Raw genomic sequence first — 15,962 nt, forward strand, 5'->3', positions numbered from 1 at the left:
AGCGGGGATAAATCCCCTCGCCACAAAGATACTGTTCACATCCCCATGATGTGTCTGTGTAAGCAATGGACTCCCTGTGGCTAGCAGATTTATCAGTCATGCAGGGACTCCCTGTGGCGAGGGGATTTATCCCCGCTGGGCTGCAAAGCAGCCCCAAAACCTGCCACCACAGTTTCTACAGGCCCACCGCGTGTCAGCAAGTTGCGCCTGCTTCGCAGCCGAGCGGGGATAAATCCCCTCGCCACAAAGAGGCTGTTCACATCCCGGGATGTTGTCTGTGTGAGGAAGAAATCCACCTATTCCATAGAACTATTGCGCTCAGAGCCACCAGGCATCCCAAAGCGGGTAGTCACCGAGGTTATCGACCAGCCCGGCTCGCAAGGGATTATTGATGATATAGCGGGCGATGGGCTCCAGGTCCTCGCCGTCACGGATCGCTCGGTCATGGTAGCCGGTTTGCCACAGCGGTCCGTGACGTCCGGTTTTTCTGTTAACCGCATGCGTACAGCGAGCCTTTACACCGCCGATGACTTCGCCAAGTGAGCCGCGTTGCAATTGCATCAGCCAATGAAAGTGGTCAGGCATGACAACCCAGGCGATGGACTGCGCGACTCCTTGCTCATGAGCCCGGCGCAGTTCTGCAACCAGTAATCGGCCGGTCTGCCAATCTGCAAATACGGGCTGGCGTTCGTGGATGACTGAGGTGATGAAGTAGGCACGACCGTTTTCCGAGAAACGACCTTGGCGCAGACGGTGGGAGTTGGGACGGACTGGCATGTGAGCTTCCTTGCATGTGCTCCTGGCTTTTTCAAAGGTTAGTGGTTGGCCGCCCCGCTCGGCGCTGCAACTGTTGAGCGAAATTTCTGAATCCGTCGGGCGATTTATCCGTGATCAAGCGAGGCGAGACATCACACAGCGGATCAAATGCCCCAGGGCTGAAACATGACGCTGCACCATCGCTGTGCAATACTTCGCGGCTTTTTCAGTGGCGACTTTTCCTACGTAATGCAGGTAATGCCTCTCCGCAGAACCCACTATTGCCGAGAGTTGTCGCTGAATGTTGTGACTTTTAGAGTGAAAAATCCTGCCCTGAGCTTTTTATACTGCACGCCCCGCTGATCTTTCAGGCCCGCCCTGCAAGACGCGTCTGCCCACGAAGCCGACGCGGTTTCCTGCCCAGCCAAGGCCTATCGGCCGACGCTTCGAAACCCGGTGGTCATATCCAATAACAAGACGAGGTTGTACCCCTATGCCAGTTGGCAATCCTCTGCCGCACGGCGACACCGCTTCGGGCGGTCCGCTCAAACGAGAACTCGGCGAACGGCATATCCGCCTGATGGCGCTCGGTGCCTGTATCGGCGTCGGCCTGTTTCTCGGCTCGGCCAAAGCCATCCAGATGGCCGGTCCGGCGATCATGCTTTCCTACATCCTTGGCGGTCTGGCGATCCTGGTGATCATGCGCGCCCTCGGTGAAATGGCCGTGCATAACCCGGTGGCCGGTTCGTTCAGCCGCTACGCGCAGGACTATCTCGGTCCGCTGGCAGGCTTTCTCACCGGTTGGAATTACTGGTTTCTGTGGCTGGTGACCTGCGTCGCGGAAATCACTGCGGTGGCGGTGTACATGGGTATCTGGTTCCCGGATGTGCCGCGTTGGATCTGGGCCCTGGCGGCGTTGATCAGCATGGGCTCGATCAACCTGATCGCGGTGAAAGCCTTCGGCGAGTTCGAATTCTGGTTCGCTCTGATCAAGATTGTCACCATCATTGCCATGGTCATCGGCGGCGTCGGCATCATCGCCTTCGGTTTCGGCAATGACGGCGTAGCGCTGGGCATTTCCAACTTGTGGGCGCACGGCGGTTTCATGCCCAACGGCGTGACCGGTGTGCTGATGTCGCTGCAGATGGTCATGTTCGCCTACCTCGGTGTCGAGATGATCGGCCTGACCGCCGGTGAAGCTAAGAACCCGCAAAAGACCATTCCTGACGCGATCGGCTCGGTGTTCTGGCGGATTCTGCTGTTCTACGTCGGTGCGCTGTTCGTTATTCTGTCGATCTACCCGTGGAACGAAATCGGCACCCAGGGCAGCCCGTTTGTGATGACCTTCGAGCGGCTGGGCATCAAGACCGCCGCCGGTATTATCAACTTCGTGGTGATTACGGCGGCGCTGTCGTCGTGCAACGGCGGCATCTTCAGCACCGGGCGCATGCTCTACAGCCTGGCGCAGAACGGCCAGGCCCCGGCCGGTTTCGCCAAGACCTCGAACAACGGCGTGCCACGCCGCGCGTTGTTGCTGTCGATTGCGGTGTTGCTGTTGGGTGTAGTGCTCAACTATCTGGTGCCGGAAAAGGTCTTCGTCTGGGTCACCTCGATTGCCACCTTCGGTGCGATCTGGACCTGGGTGATGATCCTCCTCGCCCAGCTGAAATTCCGCAAAGGCCTGAGCGCCAGCGAACGTGCCGGGCTCAAGTACAAGATGTGGCTGTACCCGGTCAGCTCGTACTTCGCACTGGCGTTTCTGGTGTTGGTGGTCGGGCTGATGGCGTACTTCCCGGATACCCGCGTGGCGCTGTATGTCGGGCCGGCTTTTCTGGTGTTGCTGACGGTGTTGTTTTACGTGTTCAAGTTGCAGCCGACGCAAGTGTCGCAAGGTTCGGTGCGTTCGGTTTCTTGAACCGTAAGTGCGTAAACAACGAAGCCCTGATCGAGAGATTGGGGCTTTTGGTTTTATGGGCACGGCGATTAACGGTCAACGCATTGAAATCGCACGCGATGAGCTATGGACACGTGAGTACGACAAGATGACCGCTGGTCGGATACAGCCCTCGACCTGTAATTTCTGACAGTAGACCGTTTTCAAGCTCTGACCTAGCTTGGAGGTCCGTCCTCTGGAAGCGGCTGGCAACCACCATGAAAGGATTCTCTGCAACTACCGTTATCGGACTGGCCGATGCGCTCATCCATTGGCAAATATTTTTCGTGCTTTGTCAGGCGGCCGCCCTGAGTCAGGCGGCCAGCAACTTTGCGGCGTTCTGCGTAGCTGCTGCGCTCTCTTTCTATCTGAACATGCTTTATATCTTTGAAAGGGAAACGCCGGTATTCCCCTATCTTGTGTTCATCGGCCTGATGGGCGGCGTGAGTTTTGGCGTGGGTGTCATTGGGGATGTCTGGCGCTTGTCGGGGCTTGTGACGGTCGCTTCGTTTTCGCTGGTGAATATTTTTTCAGGGTACTGCGTTTTCCGCTTTGTCCTTTTTCCAGGGCGACGGGCATGAACGTCTCGCTGCCTGACGTACTGCCGATGTCAGCGTCCTGCGCTACTTCAATGCCCTTCGTGGTTGATTTGGACGGGACCCTCGTCAAATCTGATCTGCTGTTCGAATGTGTGATGTCCTTTGTCCGCAGCAAACCATTGCACTGCCTGAAACTCTTACCCTGGCTCTGGCATGGCAAGGCGTATCTGAAAGATCGACTGGCAATGGCGACGGACATCGATGTCGCGACTTTGCCCTATGATCCCGACGCGCTCCGGATGATTGAGGAACAGCGCAATGCCGGTCGGAAAGTTGTTCTGGCCACGGCCAGTCATCACACATTGGCGGTACGTATCGCCGAGCACCTGAAGCTCTTTGATGACGTTCTGGGTACGACCCTTGAGCAGAACCTTTCCGGAACGAACAAGCGTGATGTACTGGTGACGTTATATGGGGAAAAAGGGTTCGATTACATCGGTAACTCGCTGGACGACTTGCCGATTTGGCGCTCGGCCAGACGTGCTTATATCGTCAACCCTTTAGCAGGCGTCGAACGCGCCACCCGGCACATGGATAATGTAGTTCAGGTGGTTCAATCTCGCGTTACGTATTTCAGAAGTTTGTACAAGGCCTTGCGCATTCATCAATGGATGAAGAATGTGCTGATTTTCGTTCCCCTTCTTGCGGCGCATCTAATGGCCAATCCGCTGCTGTTGGGGCGCGGCATGCTGGCCTTCATACTTTTCGGCTTGTGTGCATCGAGCGTCTATCTCCTGAATGACTTGCTCGACCTGAACGATGACCGCAAGCACCCGACCAAACGCAATCGACCTTTCGCCAGTGGATCGTTATCCATCCAGTCCGGTCTGGTGGTTTTTCCCCTGCTGTTGTCAGCTTCGTTCATCGGTGCCTTGTTGTGGCTGCCTCATCCATTCGTTGCCGTGCTCGCCTGTTATTACATTTTGACGCTGGTGTATTCGCTGGCGCTGAAGCGGTTGATGGCACTGGATGTGATCGCCTTGGCGCTGCTTTATACCTTGCGCATCATTGCCGGTGGCGCCGCGTTTGGTCTCGACCTGACGGGGTGGATGCTGGCTTTTTCCATGTTCATGTTCTTGAGCCTCGCGCTGGTCAAGCGCTATGCCGAGCTGTTGCTGGCGCTGCACAGCGGCATCACCGGTAAGACCGGCGGCCGCGACTACTTTCCTGCGGACCTGGCAATGCTCTCCTCTTTGGGGGCCGCATCCGGTTATCTCGCCGTCCTGGTGTTGGCGCTTTACATCCATGACAGCGTGACTACCCAGCTGTACGCATCTCCCCGATGGCTCTGGTTTGCCTGCCCACTGATGCTGCTCTGGATCACCCGTATCTGGCTCCTGACGCATCGAGGCCGCATGAATGAGGATCCGGTGGTTTTCGCACTGCGTGATCGCTTGAGTCTGGTGATGGGAACGGCGTTCTGCCTGATTTTCTGGGTGGCGGCATGAGCCACTCGACTTGCCATCGCAGGCGCTATGGCGGGACCTGCGTCTTTTGACAGATTTTTGCTTCGAATGGAGTTCGAATATGAGTCAGCTGAACGTCGAAAATTTCTACCGCAACTCTCGCATCAATACCTCGGATATGAGGATTGCGATACTGGTTTTTTTTGTGCCGACGGGTTTGTTGTTGTTGTCGACGTTGGTGATGAACTCTGGGGTTATGATTTATACGCTGGATGACCCCTACATACATATGAAGATGGCCAGAAATATCTGGAATGGCCATTACGGAATAAATCTTCATGAATACTCTGCGCCGTCGTCAAGTATCATATGGCCCTTTCTACTGGCGCCTTTTTCATATCTAGGCAGCGTATTTTTTTATGTGCCGTTAGCGCTGAATGCAGTGTTTGCGTTTTTGACGTTTTTGTTGATATTCAATCTTCTAAAGAGTCTCGGTTGCAAATACGCAGCGTTGATCACGTTTGCCATATTTTGCTCATTTAATTTATATGGTCTTGTTTATAATGGCATGGAGCATAGCCTGCAGGTCGCTCTGACGGCTTTTATTGCTGCAAGTATTGTTCGGCGGGAGTATTTGCAGGAAGAGAAAATAACGAACTTTACGTATTTCGCCATTTTTTTGTTGCCACTGGTGCGTTATGAGGGACTGGCCGTTTCGCTGCCGACGTTAATTTATTTATTGATCAATGTTGAACGTAAAAAGCCTTTGTTTTGCGCTATTGCAATACTGCTCGCCCTGGTCTCTTTCAGTTTTTTCCTGAACAGCCTGGGGCTGGGCTGGTTACCCTCTTCAGTGCTTGCCAAAAGCGATATCAATGATATGGCGTCATTGGGGCTGCATGTTTTAACGCAATACGGCCAATGGGGGTGGGTGGTCTACACGGTATTGATGGTTTGCGCGTTTTTCGCTGGGAATAAATCGGTGATATGGCTGCTGCTCAGCGTTACGTTACTTCATATGGTATTCGGCAAGTCGGGTTGGTACGGGCGATATGAAATTTACTGGCTGGTATTCGTCGCCATGTTGATCCTCGCAATCTGTAGCACGCAACTCGTCGGGAGGGGGATGGTGCTTGTATTCAGCTGCTTGCCCGTGGCGTTCACTGGGCTTGTCTACGTAACATTAAGCACTCCTTGGGCATCCGCAAATATCTATAATCAGCAATATATGATGTCAATGATTGTCGGTCGTTTGAATGAAGCCGTGGCGGTTAACGATCTGGGACTTGTTTCGTTGGCGACAGACAATTACATATTGGATCTCGCGGGTCTGGCTAGTTATGAGGCCTTACTGTTGAGACGTAAGCAAAAAGACTCGTTGTGGATCGGGGGGCTGATGAAGCGGCATAATGTCAAATACGCTTTTATTTATGAAGAGTGGTTCACCGGGCGTCCTGCCAACTTCCTGAAAGTTGCTATTTTGAAATTGGCAGTGCCGAATATAACCTCAGCCGAGAGTTCTGTCTCTTTGTATGCAGTGGACTCGGCATCCGCTGACAAGTTGAAGGTTGTATTGGCTGAGTTTCGCAAAGCATATCCGAGTCGTCAATTTGAGCTCATCTATGTTCAGTAACCTAAAAATTATTCGTTGGATTTTTACCAAGGATAGGAGGTGACACCATTGTTACTTTCGTCATGGGGCAACTACCCCTTTGCAGCACAAACTGGTCATCCTTGCCAATGGCGAGCCGATATCAGACCGCAGTGGCAGCAGTTGATCGAATCACACGGGACAACTTTGCCGTTTGGCAATGGCCGCAGCTATGGCGATAGCTGCATGGCTGCAAGCGATCATGTGCTGCAATTGCGTCCTCTGAACCGCTTCATCGAAGCCGACTGGGAAAAGGGTGAGATCTGCGCTGAAGCCGGCGTGACACTGGGCGAGATTTTACAACTCGCCATTCCCCGTGGCTGGTTTTTGCCCGTCACGCCCGGTACGCGGCATGTAACGCTGGGTGGGGCGGTAGCCAATGACGTCCACGGGAAAAATCACCATCGCTGCGGCACGTTTGCTCATTCGCTGGTGTGTTTCGAACTGCACCGATCCGTGCAATCGCCGATGGTCTGTTCGCTGCGGGAAAATCCTCAGTGGTTTGCTGCGACCATCGGCGGGCTCGGCCTGACGGGCGTGATTACCTGGGTGCGCATTCGTCTGCGCAAGATCCAGTCGAGCCTGATCGACAGCACACGGGTGCGTTTTGACTGTCTGGATGATTTTTTTGCCCTGTCGGCCGACATGGATGCGCAGCATGAATACAGCGTCGCGTGGATTGATTGCCTGGCCAAGGGCAATGCGCTAGGGCGCGGATGCTTCACGGCTGGTGATCATTGCGTGGCGGGGCCCCTTGAGATCGCTGCACCACGTTCTCTGTCTGTCCCGATCCGCCCTCCGGTATCGCTGATCAATTCGCTCACCTTGAAACTGTTCAACGATCACTACTGGAAACGGCAGCCAACGAACGGACAACATCAAAAGGTTGGCTACAGCTCGTTCTTCTATCCGCTGGACCGTATCGAAAACTGGAATCGTATCTACGGACGCAGAGGTTTCCAGCAATTTCAGTGCGTATTGCCGGCCTCGGGTGCAGCCGTGGCACTGGCCGAATTACTCAAGTCGATTGCGCGCAGCGGCAGTGGCTCTTTCCTCGCGGTGCTCAAGCGTTGTGGCGACATTCCTTCGCCGGGATGGCTTTCCTTTCCTATGCCCGGTACTTCATTGGCGCTGGACTTTCCACACGACATAGATCTGCCGAAAAAACTTCTGCCGCGTCTCGACGCCATCGTGCGGGAAGCAGGCGGTCGTTTGTACCCAGCCAAGGACGCTCACATGAGCGGTAGCGATTTTCGCCAGGCCTATCCCGCCTGGGAGCAACTGGAAGCGATGCGCGATCCGACCCTGATGTCCCGTTTCTGGCAGCGAGTCACTCGATGAAAAAAATACTGATTGTGGGCGCCACCTCGGCGATTGCCTGTGCTTGCGCACGATTGTGGGCGGCTGATCGCAGCGAATTGTTCCTGGTTGGCAGGGATGCGCAAAAGCTTCAGCAAACCAGCATCGATCTGCAGGCTCGAGGTGCCAGAGCCGTGACCACGTACGTCATGGACGCCAGTGATATCGCCGCACATCCGGTCATGTACGAGAAATGCCTGGCGACGTTGCAGACGGTGGATATCTGTCTGATTGCCTATGGCTCGCTGCCAGATCAGTACGCGTGCGAACAACACGTTGAACAGGCCATGGAGCAGTTCGCCAATAACGGCAGTTCAATGATCGCGCTGTTGACGCTGTTGGCAAATCGCATGGTTGTCCAGCAGCACGGCACGCTGGCGGTCATTTCATCGGTTGCCGGGGATCGAGGACGACCTTCCAATTACCTGTACGGCGCGGCAAAGGCGGCGGTTTCCACGTTCTGCGAAGGCTTGCGGGTACGTTTGTTCAAAGCGGGTGTGCATGTGATCACGATAAAGCCTGGGTTAGTCGACACGCCCATGACGCGAGGGTTGGCGCTGCCCTCCGTGCTTGTAGCGCAACCGGATATGGTTGCCCGGCGAATAGTCAGAGGGATCAATCGACAGGTGGCGGTGCTGTATGTGCCCGGCTTTTGGGCGGTGATCATGTGGCTGATTCGGGTGATGCCGCAGCCGCTGTTCAAGAGGCTGAACCTGTGAATCAGACGCTGATGTTATCCGGGTGGCGTTACCGCGTTTTGATTGGCTCGGTGATCTGCTCCGCCCTCGCTTATCTCGCTGTTTCCCTGTGGGGTGGGTGGTCGGCGGTGAGCGCGGCGGTCAGTCGAGTAGGTTGGTGGCAGTGCGGGCAAATCGTCGGCGTGATTTTGCTTGGATACGGTCTGCGTTTTTTGCGTTGGCAGGGTTATCTGTCTGCCTTGGGTCACCGGTTGCCCTGGCGGCCGAGCTTGAACATCTACCTGGCCGGATTCGCCCTGACGACTACTCCCGGCAAGGCCGGGGAGGCGTTGCGCGGTGTTTTGCTCAAACGTTTGGAGGTGCCTTACGCACAGAGCTTTGCCGCGCTGTTCAGTGAGCGGCTTGCGGACCTGCTGGCGATGGTGGGCCTGGCATTGTTCGGTTTGAGCGCGCATCCGGAATGGTTGTCGATGGTCGTTGCCAGTCTCGTCCTCCTGGCATGCGGTGCATCGATGATGTTTTCGCCAAGCCTTGCCAGCGCGATTGATCGTCGCACTGAGCAACGGCACGACAGATTCTCGCGGTTGCTGGGGCATGCCGTTCAGGTATTGCGTCAGTCGCGCCGCTGTCATTCCCCTCGTCGCCTCATGGGCGCAACGCTATTGAGCCTGCTGGCCTGGGGGCTTGAAGCATTGGCGTTTTACTGGATTTTGCAGGCGATGGGCGCGGACGTGAGCCTGACGTTAGCGATCTTTATTTATGCGGTGGCCATGTTGGCGGGGGCGTTGAGTTTCATGCCGGGCGGCTTGGGCAGTGCCGAAGCAGTGATGCTAGCGCTGCTGGTTTCAGGCGGAGTCGGGTTGGCAGATGCGATCGCTGCAACGGTTTTGTTGCGGCTGGTGACGTTGTGGTTGGCGGTCGGGGTGGGGATGCTCGCACTTTTATGGAAGAGGTCGGTAGCCGGTTTTGCTCATGGCTGAGTAACTACTGAGGAGATGAAAATGGACATTGAGTCGCGAAAGTACAAGTTGGCAATGTACCTGTGTCTGACTGGCGCGATTGGATTTGGCCTGTATGTAAGGTTGCGCAACATCGATGCTACTGGCCTGTGGCTGGATGAGGCATTTAGTGTATCGGTAAGCGATCCGCAAAATGGATTCTTTGACGTTTATCGAACTACATTGAATGATGTTCATCCTCCCTTTTATCAGATTGTACTGTGGGCTTATTATCATGCTGTCGGATTTGGAGAGCACACCGGGCGGTATCTCTCTGCGGTAATCGGCGTGCTGTTGATTCCCGCTATATTCCTCCTCGGGCGCAAATTGTTTGATGACCAAGTAGGGCTTATCGTTGCGTGGTTGGCATCGGTCAACAGTTTTTTGGTTCAGTATTCGCAAGAGACTCGCTCTTATGCGCTTTTGACGTTGCTGACCGTTTTGTCTTTTGTGGTCTTTTTGCGTTGCTTGAGTCGAGGCAGGGGGCAGGATTTTTTTTGCTACTGGCTGATTTCCGCTGCACTGATAAATACTCATTACTTCGGCTATCTGCCGGTCTTTGCTCAGGTGCTTGTGTTGCTTCGCATGATCTTGCGCAGTGAGGTCCAGAGCCAAGTTATATACAAGTTCGCTTGCGCTGGATTTTTCGCCGCGTTAACCGTGGTTCCTGCTTTATCGTACGCTGAGAGTAGCTTTTCGCGGGAGTTCTGGATTCAACCGCCTGAGGATGTGTTTTTTTTCAAGGTTTTCCTGTCGTATTTTGGAGATTCGTTTTTAGCTGCTTTGTGTGCAGTATTCTTGATTGCTGGGCTGGTTTCGATAGCTGGAAATCCTGCAGGCGCAAGTACTTACAGGCTGATTATGTTCTGGGGGGTAGTAGGAGTTGTGGTGCCCTATGTCTGTTCTGTTTATCTACGGCCGGTGGCAACTATACGCAATTTTATTTTTCTTCTGCCTGCGGTATTGCTGGTGGCTGCGCACGCGGTTGGCAATATAAGAGATGTGACAGTAAAAATGTTAATGCTGGTGGTTTTAATGACATTTTCTGCTACGCCTTTATTCAGGGATGTCAGTTATCTAAAGGATCCTGAAAATCCCTACTCCCGCGAAACGCACATGAGAGATATCGTCATCTCTGTAATGGGTAAGTCAAAGGTGTTGCCAATTTATTCGCTTGATTCGGTTCAGTTTGGCGTCTATTTCAAATTGCTGGAGTCTCCGCTGCTTGTGAATAATTTAGAGAAGCTGGAAGCTGATTTGTCGTTGCCCGGTCGCCCAAAAGATTTTTATGTTCTGGAAACGAACTATGGTGCTGGCTTTGCTCAGGAAGTCGAACTTTTGCAAAGGTACGAAGCAAAAATTATCGATAAGGAAGAAATAGGTCATGTGCGTTTATTCAAGATACGTACGTTTGCACCATGATCGGTAAAGGTGTGCATTCCGAATGGAAATGCACACCTTTCAGCCGTTACGCAGCGACGACTTCTGCCGGCTCAAAACTGTCCGCCCGCGCCATCTGCCACATCCGCGAATAGAACTCGCCATTCACTTCACCGGTGAGCAATTCCCCCGGTTTCAAAAACACGTGCAACTGCGAGAACAGTTTGATCTCGGTCGCCGACATGCGTCGTACCAGATGCTTGGCCGATAGTTGCGATGGATGATCAAGCCCGGCGGCAGCGAGCATCTCCGCCAGCGCTTTGAGCGTGCTGCGATGGAAGTTGTAGACGCGCTGGGCCTTGTCCGGCACCACCAGAGCGCGTTGGCGCAGGGCGTCCTGAGTGGCGACGCCGGTCGGGCATTTGTTGGTGTGGCACGACTGTGACTGGATGCAGCCGATGGCGAACATGAAGCCGCGCGCCGAGTTGGCCCAGTCAGCGCCGATGGCCAGCACGCTGGCGATGTCGAAGGCGCTGACGATCTTGCCGCTGGCGCCGAGTCTGATCTTGTCGCGCAGGTTCAGGCCGACCAGCGTGTTGTGCACGAACAGCAAGCCTTCGCGCATCGGCACGCCGATGTGGTCGGTGAACTCGACAGGCGCTGCGCCAGTGCCGCCTTCCTTGCCATCGACGACGATGAAGTCCGGAAGAATGCCGGTTTCCAGCATGGCCTTGGCAATGCCCATGAATTCCCACGGATGGCCGAGGCAAAATTTGAAGCCGACTGGTTTGCCACCGGACAGTTCGCGCAGTTGCTGGATGAACTGCATCATCTCGATCGGCGTGGAAAACGCACTGTGGCGCGATGGCGAAACGCAGTCCTCGCCCATCAGGATGCCACGGGTCTCTGCGATTTCTTTGGTGACCTTGTGCTTGGGCAGGATGCCGCCGTGGCCGGGTTTGGCGCCCTGGCTCATCTTGATTTCAATCATGCGCACTTGCGGATTCTGTGCCTGTACGGCGAAGCGCTCCGGGTCGAAACGGCCGTCGCTGGTGCGGCAGCCGAAGTAGCCGCTGCCCAGCTCCCAGGTCAGATCGCCGCCGTGTTCGCGGTGATACGGGCTGATGCTGCCTTCACCGGTGTCGTGGGCGAAATTGCCGAGTTTCGCGCCCTGGTTCAGCGCGCGAATGGCGTTGGCGCTGAGCGAGCCGAAGCTCATCGCCGAGATATTGAAGATCGACGCCGAATACGGCTGCGTGCACTGCGGCCCGCCGACAGTGACGCGGAAACCGTTCGGGTCACTCAACGGCGCCGGGCGCATCGAGTGGCCGATGAATTCGAAGCCGGACTGGTAGACGTCGATCAGCGTGCCGAACGGTTTGTCGGCGGTTTCGTTTTTCGCTCGCGAGTACACCAGCGAACGCTGGGCGCGGGAGAAGGGCAGGGCGTCGCTGTCGGACTCGAGCAGATACTGGCGAATCTCCGGGCGGATACCTTCGACCAGATAACGGATGTTGCCCAGAATCGGATAATTGCGGCGCACTGCATGGCGCGTCTGCAACAGGTCGAACACGCCGAGCAGGCTCAGCACCGCGGTGATGGCGGTGATTGGCCACAGCCAGTCATGTTCGAGAAAGGGCAGGCTGGCGAGGGTGAAAATCACGCAGACGGCAAAGAAGGCGTAGCGGCTCAGCAGCGACAGGCTCATACGGTTTCCTTGGTTCGGAATTCAAATTCAAAAGATCGCAGCCTTCGGCAGCTCCTACAAAGACAATTCATGCACTGATCTGTAGGAGCTGCCGGAGGCTGCGATCTTTTCAGGCGTTCTGCGCCTGCAGAAAAATCGAAAACAGCTCGGACTGGGATTTGATCCCCAGCTTGCTGTACATGTGTTTCTTATGGACTTTCACGGTTTCCACGGAGATTTCCAGCTTGCGGGCGATTTCTTTGCTGGAACAACCGCTGAGCATCAAACGCCCGACGTCCAGTTCCCGCGCGGTCAGTTGGGCGCCCTTGAGCTGTTGCACCGACGCTTCCAGTTGCACCCGCCAGTCTGCCTGCGCAGGTGCGGCGGCGAGGGCCACGGTTTCGTTGATTTCGTACGGCAGGCGCTGGCGCAACAGGCCCAGCACCCATGGTTGAATCAAAGACAGCAAAGCGATCTGTTCGCCAGTGAAACGTTTTTCACTGCCCAGCGACAGGCACAGCGTGCGCTCGCCTTCGAGCTGGCAATTGAACTGGATTTCGTCGGCCACCACATTCAGACGAAAGTATCGCTGGTAGTACTCGGTCAGCTCGAAATGCTCCGGCGCGACTTCCGAGAGGCGATACAGGCCGGTGCGCGACTGCTCGCGGCAGGCGATGTAGAACGGATCGAGCAGATACAGCCCGCGCAGGTAATCCTGGAACAGCGGGTCCGGGCTGCCGTCCTCGCCGGGGCATTCGGCGAAGACTTGCGGATGCTGATCGGCGCTGAACAGCAGCACCACCCAGCTATCGAACGCCACGTACTGCTCAAGCAGGCGCACCAGTTGCGCCCAGAAATTCGGCTTGTCGAGCGCGTCGATCAGTTGCCCGACAGCGCGGTGCCAAGTGATGTCATTCAACGAAAGTGTCATCGATCTACCCCTATCGGGTTACCCCGGCCGCGTGATTCCCTGGCCGGTTGCTTGCTGCGCATACTGGCCCACAGACAGGCACCGGGCAATCTTTCCGGGCCGGGCCACATAACAAGGGATAACCATGAAAGTCGAACTCGCCCAACTGGCGGGCCGTGACAACGACACGGCTTACAACCTGCAACGCGCACTGGCGGCGATTGCTGCCTGCGCGGCCGACACGCAGATGATCGTGTTCCCGGAAACCCACCTGATGGGCTTCCCCAACGCCGAAACCGTGGCGCAGATCGCCGAACCGCTCGACGGCCCGACCGTCAGCGCCGTGCTTGCGGCGGCGCGTGAGCGCAACATCGCCGTGGTGGTCGGCATGGCCGAGAACGACAACGGCCGCTACTACAACACCACGCTGCTGATCACCCCCGAAGGCATCGCCCTGAAATACCGCAAGACCCACTTGTGGGCTTCGGATCGCGGCGTGTTCGAAGCCGGCGACCGTTACGCCACCTGCGTGTGGAACGGTGCGCGCGTGGGCCTGTTGATCTGCTACGACATCGAGTTCCCGGAAACCGCCCGCGCACTGGCGCAACTTGGCGTGGAATTGCTCATCGTCACCAACGGCAACATGGACCCGTACGGCCCGACCCACCGCACCGCGATCATGGCCCGCGCCCAGGAAAACCAGGCGTTTGCGCTGATGGTCAATCGCGTTGATGCAGGGGATGACGGCTTGGTGTTCGCCGGCGGCAGCGCGCTGGTCGATCCGCTGGGGGCGCTGCTGTTCGAGGCCGGACGTGAAGAAGGGCAGTTCAGGGTCGAGCTGGATTTCACGCAACTGGACTTTGCGCGCAAGGATTATCGCTATCTGGATGATCAGCGTTTGAAGTTGCCGGGGGAGGTGGTGGAGCAGGCTTGCGGTGTTCGCGAGCTATTGATTCCACACCCATAACCGCTGCCCTCACCCTAGCCCTCTCCCGGAGGGAGAGGGGACTGACCGAGGTGTAGTTTCGAGATACATCGACCTGAGATACCGAGTCGAACTCAGATATTGAAGTCCACATAGATCGGCTCCCTTTCCCCCTCGCCCCCTTTGGGGGAGAGGGCTGGGGTGAGGGGGTAACGATCTTCAGTCGAACAAAAATAATCAGCCACACCCGAAATTTTTGCCGAACCCGGCTCTGCCATAAATCCAATAACATTCGGAGTAAGTCGCCCATGGCTCGTTTGCAACGCACCCTTTCGCTAGGGTCGGTGGTGCTGTTCGGCATCGCCTACATGACGCCGATCATTGTCCTCGGCACTTTCGGGATCCTCGCCCAGTCCACCGCCGGCATGGTGCCGGCCGCCTACCTGGCCGCGCTGGTGGCAATGTTCTTCACCGCCATGAGTTACGGACGCATGGCCGCCGCTTTCCCGGTCGCCGGCTCGGCTTACAGCTACGTGCGCAAGGCGATCAGTCCGAAACTCGGTTTCATTGCCGGCTGGGCGGTGTTGCTCGATTACCTGTTTCTACCGATGGCGATCTGGCTGATCGGCGCCGCTTATCTGGCTTCGGCGTTCCCGTCGATCCCGCAATGGATCTGGGTGCTGGCGTTCATCGGCATCACCAGTGCGATCAACATCGTCGGGCTGAAACTGGCTAACGGCATCAACGCCTTGCTGATGCTGGTGCAGTTCCTCGTATTGATTGCCTTCGTGGCGCTGTGCGTGCACTACATCGGCGGCGATGCGAGCACGCCGCTGTGGTCGATCAAACCGTTCTTCAACGGCGACATGCAGATGCCGCTGATCATGAGCGGCGCGGCGATTGCCTGCTATTCATTCCTTGGCTTTGACGCAGTCAGCACCCTGACCGAAGAGACCCGCGATCCACGCCGCACCATTCCCCGGGCGATCATGCTGATCACCTTGATCGGTGGCCTGATCTTCGTTGGCGTTTCTTACTTCGTGCAGATCGCTCATCCATCGTTCCAGTTCGACAGCGTCGACTCGGCAGCCTATGAAATTGCGCGCAACATCGGTGGCGACCTGTTCGTCTCGATCTTCCTGATCGGCCTGATCGTCGGCCAGTTCGCCTCGGGGCTGTCGGCCCAGGCCAGTGGTTCGCGACTGCTGTTCGCCATGGGCCGCGACGGCGTCTTACCGAAGTCATTTTTCGGCACCTTGCATGCGCGCTTCGGCACACCGGTCAACAGCATTCTGTTGTGCGCGGCGGTGGCGTTGCTGGCGCTGAAACTCGACGTCACCACCTCGACCTCGTTCATCAACTTCGGCGCGTTCCTGGCGTTCAGCCTGGTCAACCTGTCGGTGATCTTCCATTACTGGATCGGCGGCGAGAAAAAAGGCCCGCGCGAGTTGCTGCTGTTTCTGCTCTGCCCGCTGATCGGTCTGGTGGCCGACCTGTGGCTGATGGTCAGCCTTGATCATCTGGCGGTGTGGCTGGGGCTGAGCTGGCTGGCGATTGGTGTGGTGTATCTCGCCGTGCTGACGGGTGGTTTCCGCCGTCAGCCGCCGGAACTGGATTTTCAGGAAGCGACCTGAGCTTCGTGGCTTGGCTTCCCTCTGAC

At 56.2% G+C, this 15,962-nt stretch carries 13 protein-coding genes; 10 read left to right on the plus strand and 3 right to left on the minus strand.

The annotated features are described in order from the left end of the window. Positions 1-318: 318 nt before the first annotated feature. Positions 319-777, minus strand: a complete 459-nt coding sequence (locus QMX86_RS18125) for a transposase (protein ID WP_071173459.1) — start codon at positions 775-777, stop codon at positions 319-321. 472 nt (positions 778-1,249) lie between these two features. Between QMX86_RS18125 and QMX86_RS18130 the strand changes: the two genes are divergently transcribed. From QMX86_RS18130 to QMX86_RS18165, 8 genes are all read left to right on the plus strand, one after another. Further along, positions 1,250-2,671, plus strand: coding sequence for an amino acid permease (locus QMX86_RS18130; protein ID WP_110646216.1), 1,422 nt, complete (start codon positions 1,250-1,252; stop codon positions 2,669-2,671). Between the two features lie 236 nt (positions 2,672-2,907). Further along, complete coding sequence (locus QMX86_RS18135; RefSeq protein ID WP_282383882.1) at positions 2,908-3,270, plus strand: GtrA family protein; 363 nt, start codon at positions 2,908-2,910, stop codon at positions 3,268-3,270. Further along, complete coding sequence (locus QMX86_RS18140; protein ID WP_282383880.1) at positions 3,267-4,736, plus strand: UbiA family prenyltransferase; 1,470 nt, start codon at positions 3,267-3,269, stop codon at positions 4,734-4,736. Before QMX86_RS18135 ends, QMX86_RS18140 begins: the two co-directional genes overlap by 4 nt. Before the next feature lie 79 nt (positions 4,737-4,815). Further along, complete coding sequence (locus tag QMX86_RS18145) at positions 4,816-6,327, plus strand: hypothetical protein (protein ID WP_110646219.1); 1,512 nt, start codon at positions 4,816-4,818, stop codon at positions 6,325-6,327. 39 nt (positions 6,328-6,366) lie between these two features. Then, positions 6,367-7,686, plus strand: a complete 1,320-nt coding sequence (locus QMX86_RS18150; RefSeq protein WP_122706542.1) for an FAD-binding oxidoreductase — start codon at positions 6,367-6,369, stop codon at positions 7,684-7,686. After that, positions 7,683-8,423, plus strand: coding sequence for an SDR family oxidoreductase (locus tag QMX86_RS18155; RefSeq protein ID WP_071173454.1), 741 nt, complete (start codon positions 7,683-7,685; stop codon positions 8,421-8,423). The genes QMX86_RS18150 and QMX86_RS18155 overlap by 4 nt, the downstream gene beginning before the upstream one ends. After that, positions 8,420-9,382: a lysylphosphatidylglycerol synthase transmembrane domain-containing protein gene (locus QMX86_RS18160; protein WP_071173453.1), complete on the plus strand. Its 963-nt coding sequence runs from the start codon at positions 8,420-8,422 to the stop codon at positions 9,380-9,382. The genes QMX86_RS18155 and QMX86_RS18160 overlap by 4 nt, the downstream gene beginning before the upstream one ends. Positions 9,383-9,403: 21 nt before the next feature. Then, positions 9,404-10,822 carry a glycosyltransferase family 39 protein gene (locus tag QMX86_RS18165; protein WP_282383874.1) on the plus strand — a complete coding sequence of 473 codons (1,419 nt, stop codon included), beginning with the start codon at positions 9,404-9,406 and terminating at the stop codon, positions 10,820-10,822. A 46-nt stretch (positions 10,823-10,868) separates the two neighbouring features. Here QMX86_RS18165 and QMX86_RS18170 read toward each other — a convergent pair whose 3' ends face one another. Together QMX86_RS18170 and QMX86_RS18175 are read right to left on the minus strand one after the other, a co-directional pair. Further along, positions 10,869-12,488, minus strand: a complete 1,620-nt coding sequence (locus QMX86_RS18170) for an FMN-binding glutamate synthase family protein (protein WP_282383871.1) — start codon at positions 12,486-12,488, stop codon at positions 10,869-10,871. A 109-nt stretch (positions 12,489-12,597) separates the two neighbouring features. Then, the gene (locus QMX86_RS18175; protein WP_024014176.1) at positions 12,598-13,398 is read right to left on the minus strand and encodes a LuxR C-terminal-related transcriptional regulator; all 801 of its coding nucleotides are present in this window, start codon (positions 13,396-13,398) and stop codon (positions 12,598-12,600) included. A 124-nt stretch (positions 13,399-13,522) separates the two neighbouring features. On the opposite strand from QMX86_RS18175, the gene QMX86_RS18180 reads away from it, so the two are divergent. Both QMX86_RS18180 and QMX86_RS18185 read left to right on the plus strand, forming a co-directional pair. After that, complete coding sequence (locus QMX86_RS18180) at positions 13,523-14,344, plus strand: carbon-nitrogen hydrolase family protein (RefSeq protein ID WP_282383866.1); 822 nt, start codon at positions 13,523-13,525, stop codon at positions 14,342-14,344. Positions 14,345-14,610: 266 nt separating this feature from the next. Beyond that, the gene (locus QMX86_RS18185) at positions 14,611-15,936 is read left to right on the plus strand and encodes an APC family permease (protein ID WP_024014173.1); all 1,326 of its coding nucleotides are present in this window, start codon (positions 14,611-14,613) and stop codon (positions 15,934-15,936) included. Positions 15,937-15,962: the final 26 nt, after the last annotated feature.

Origin of the sequence: Pseudomonas sp. PS01270 (assembly GCF_029959775.1) — a bacterium.
GTDB lineage: Bacteria > Pseudomonadota > Gammaproteobacteria > Pseudomonadales > Pseudomonadaceae > Aquipseudomonas > Aquipseudomonas atacamensis.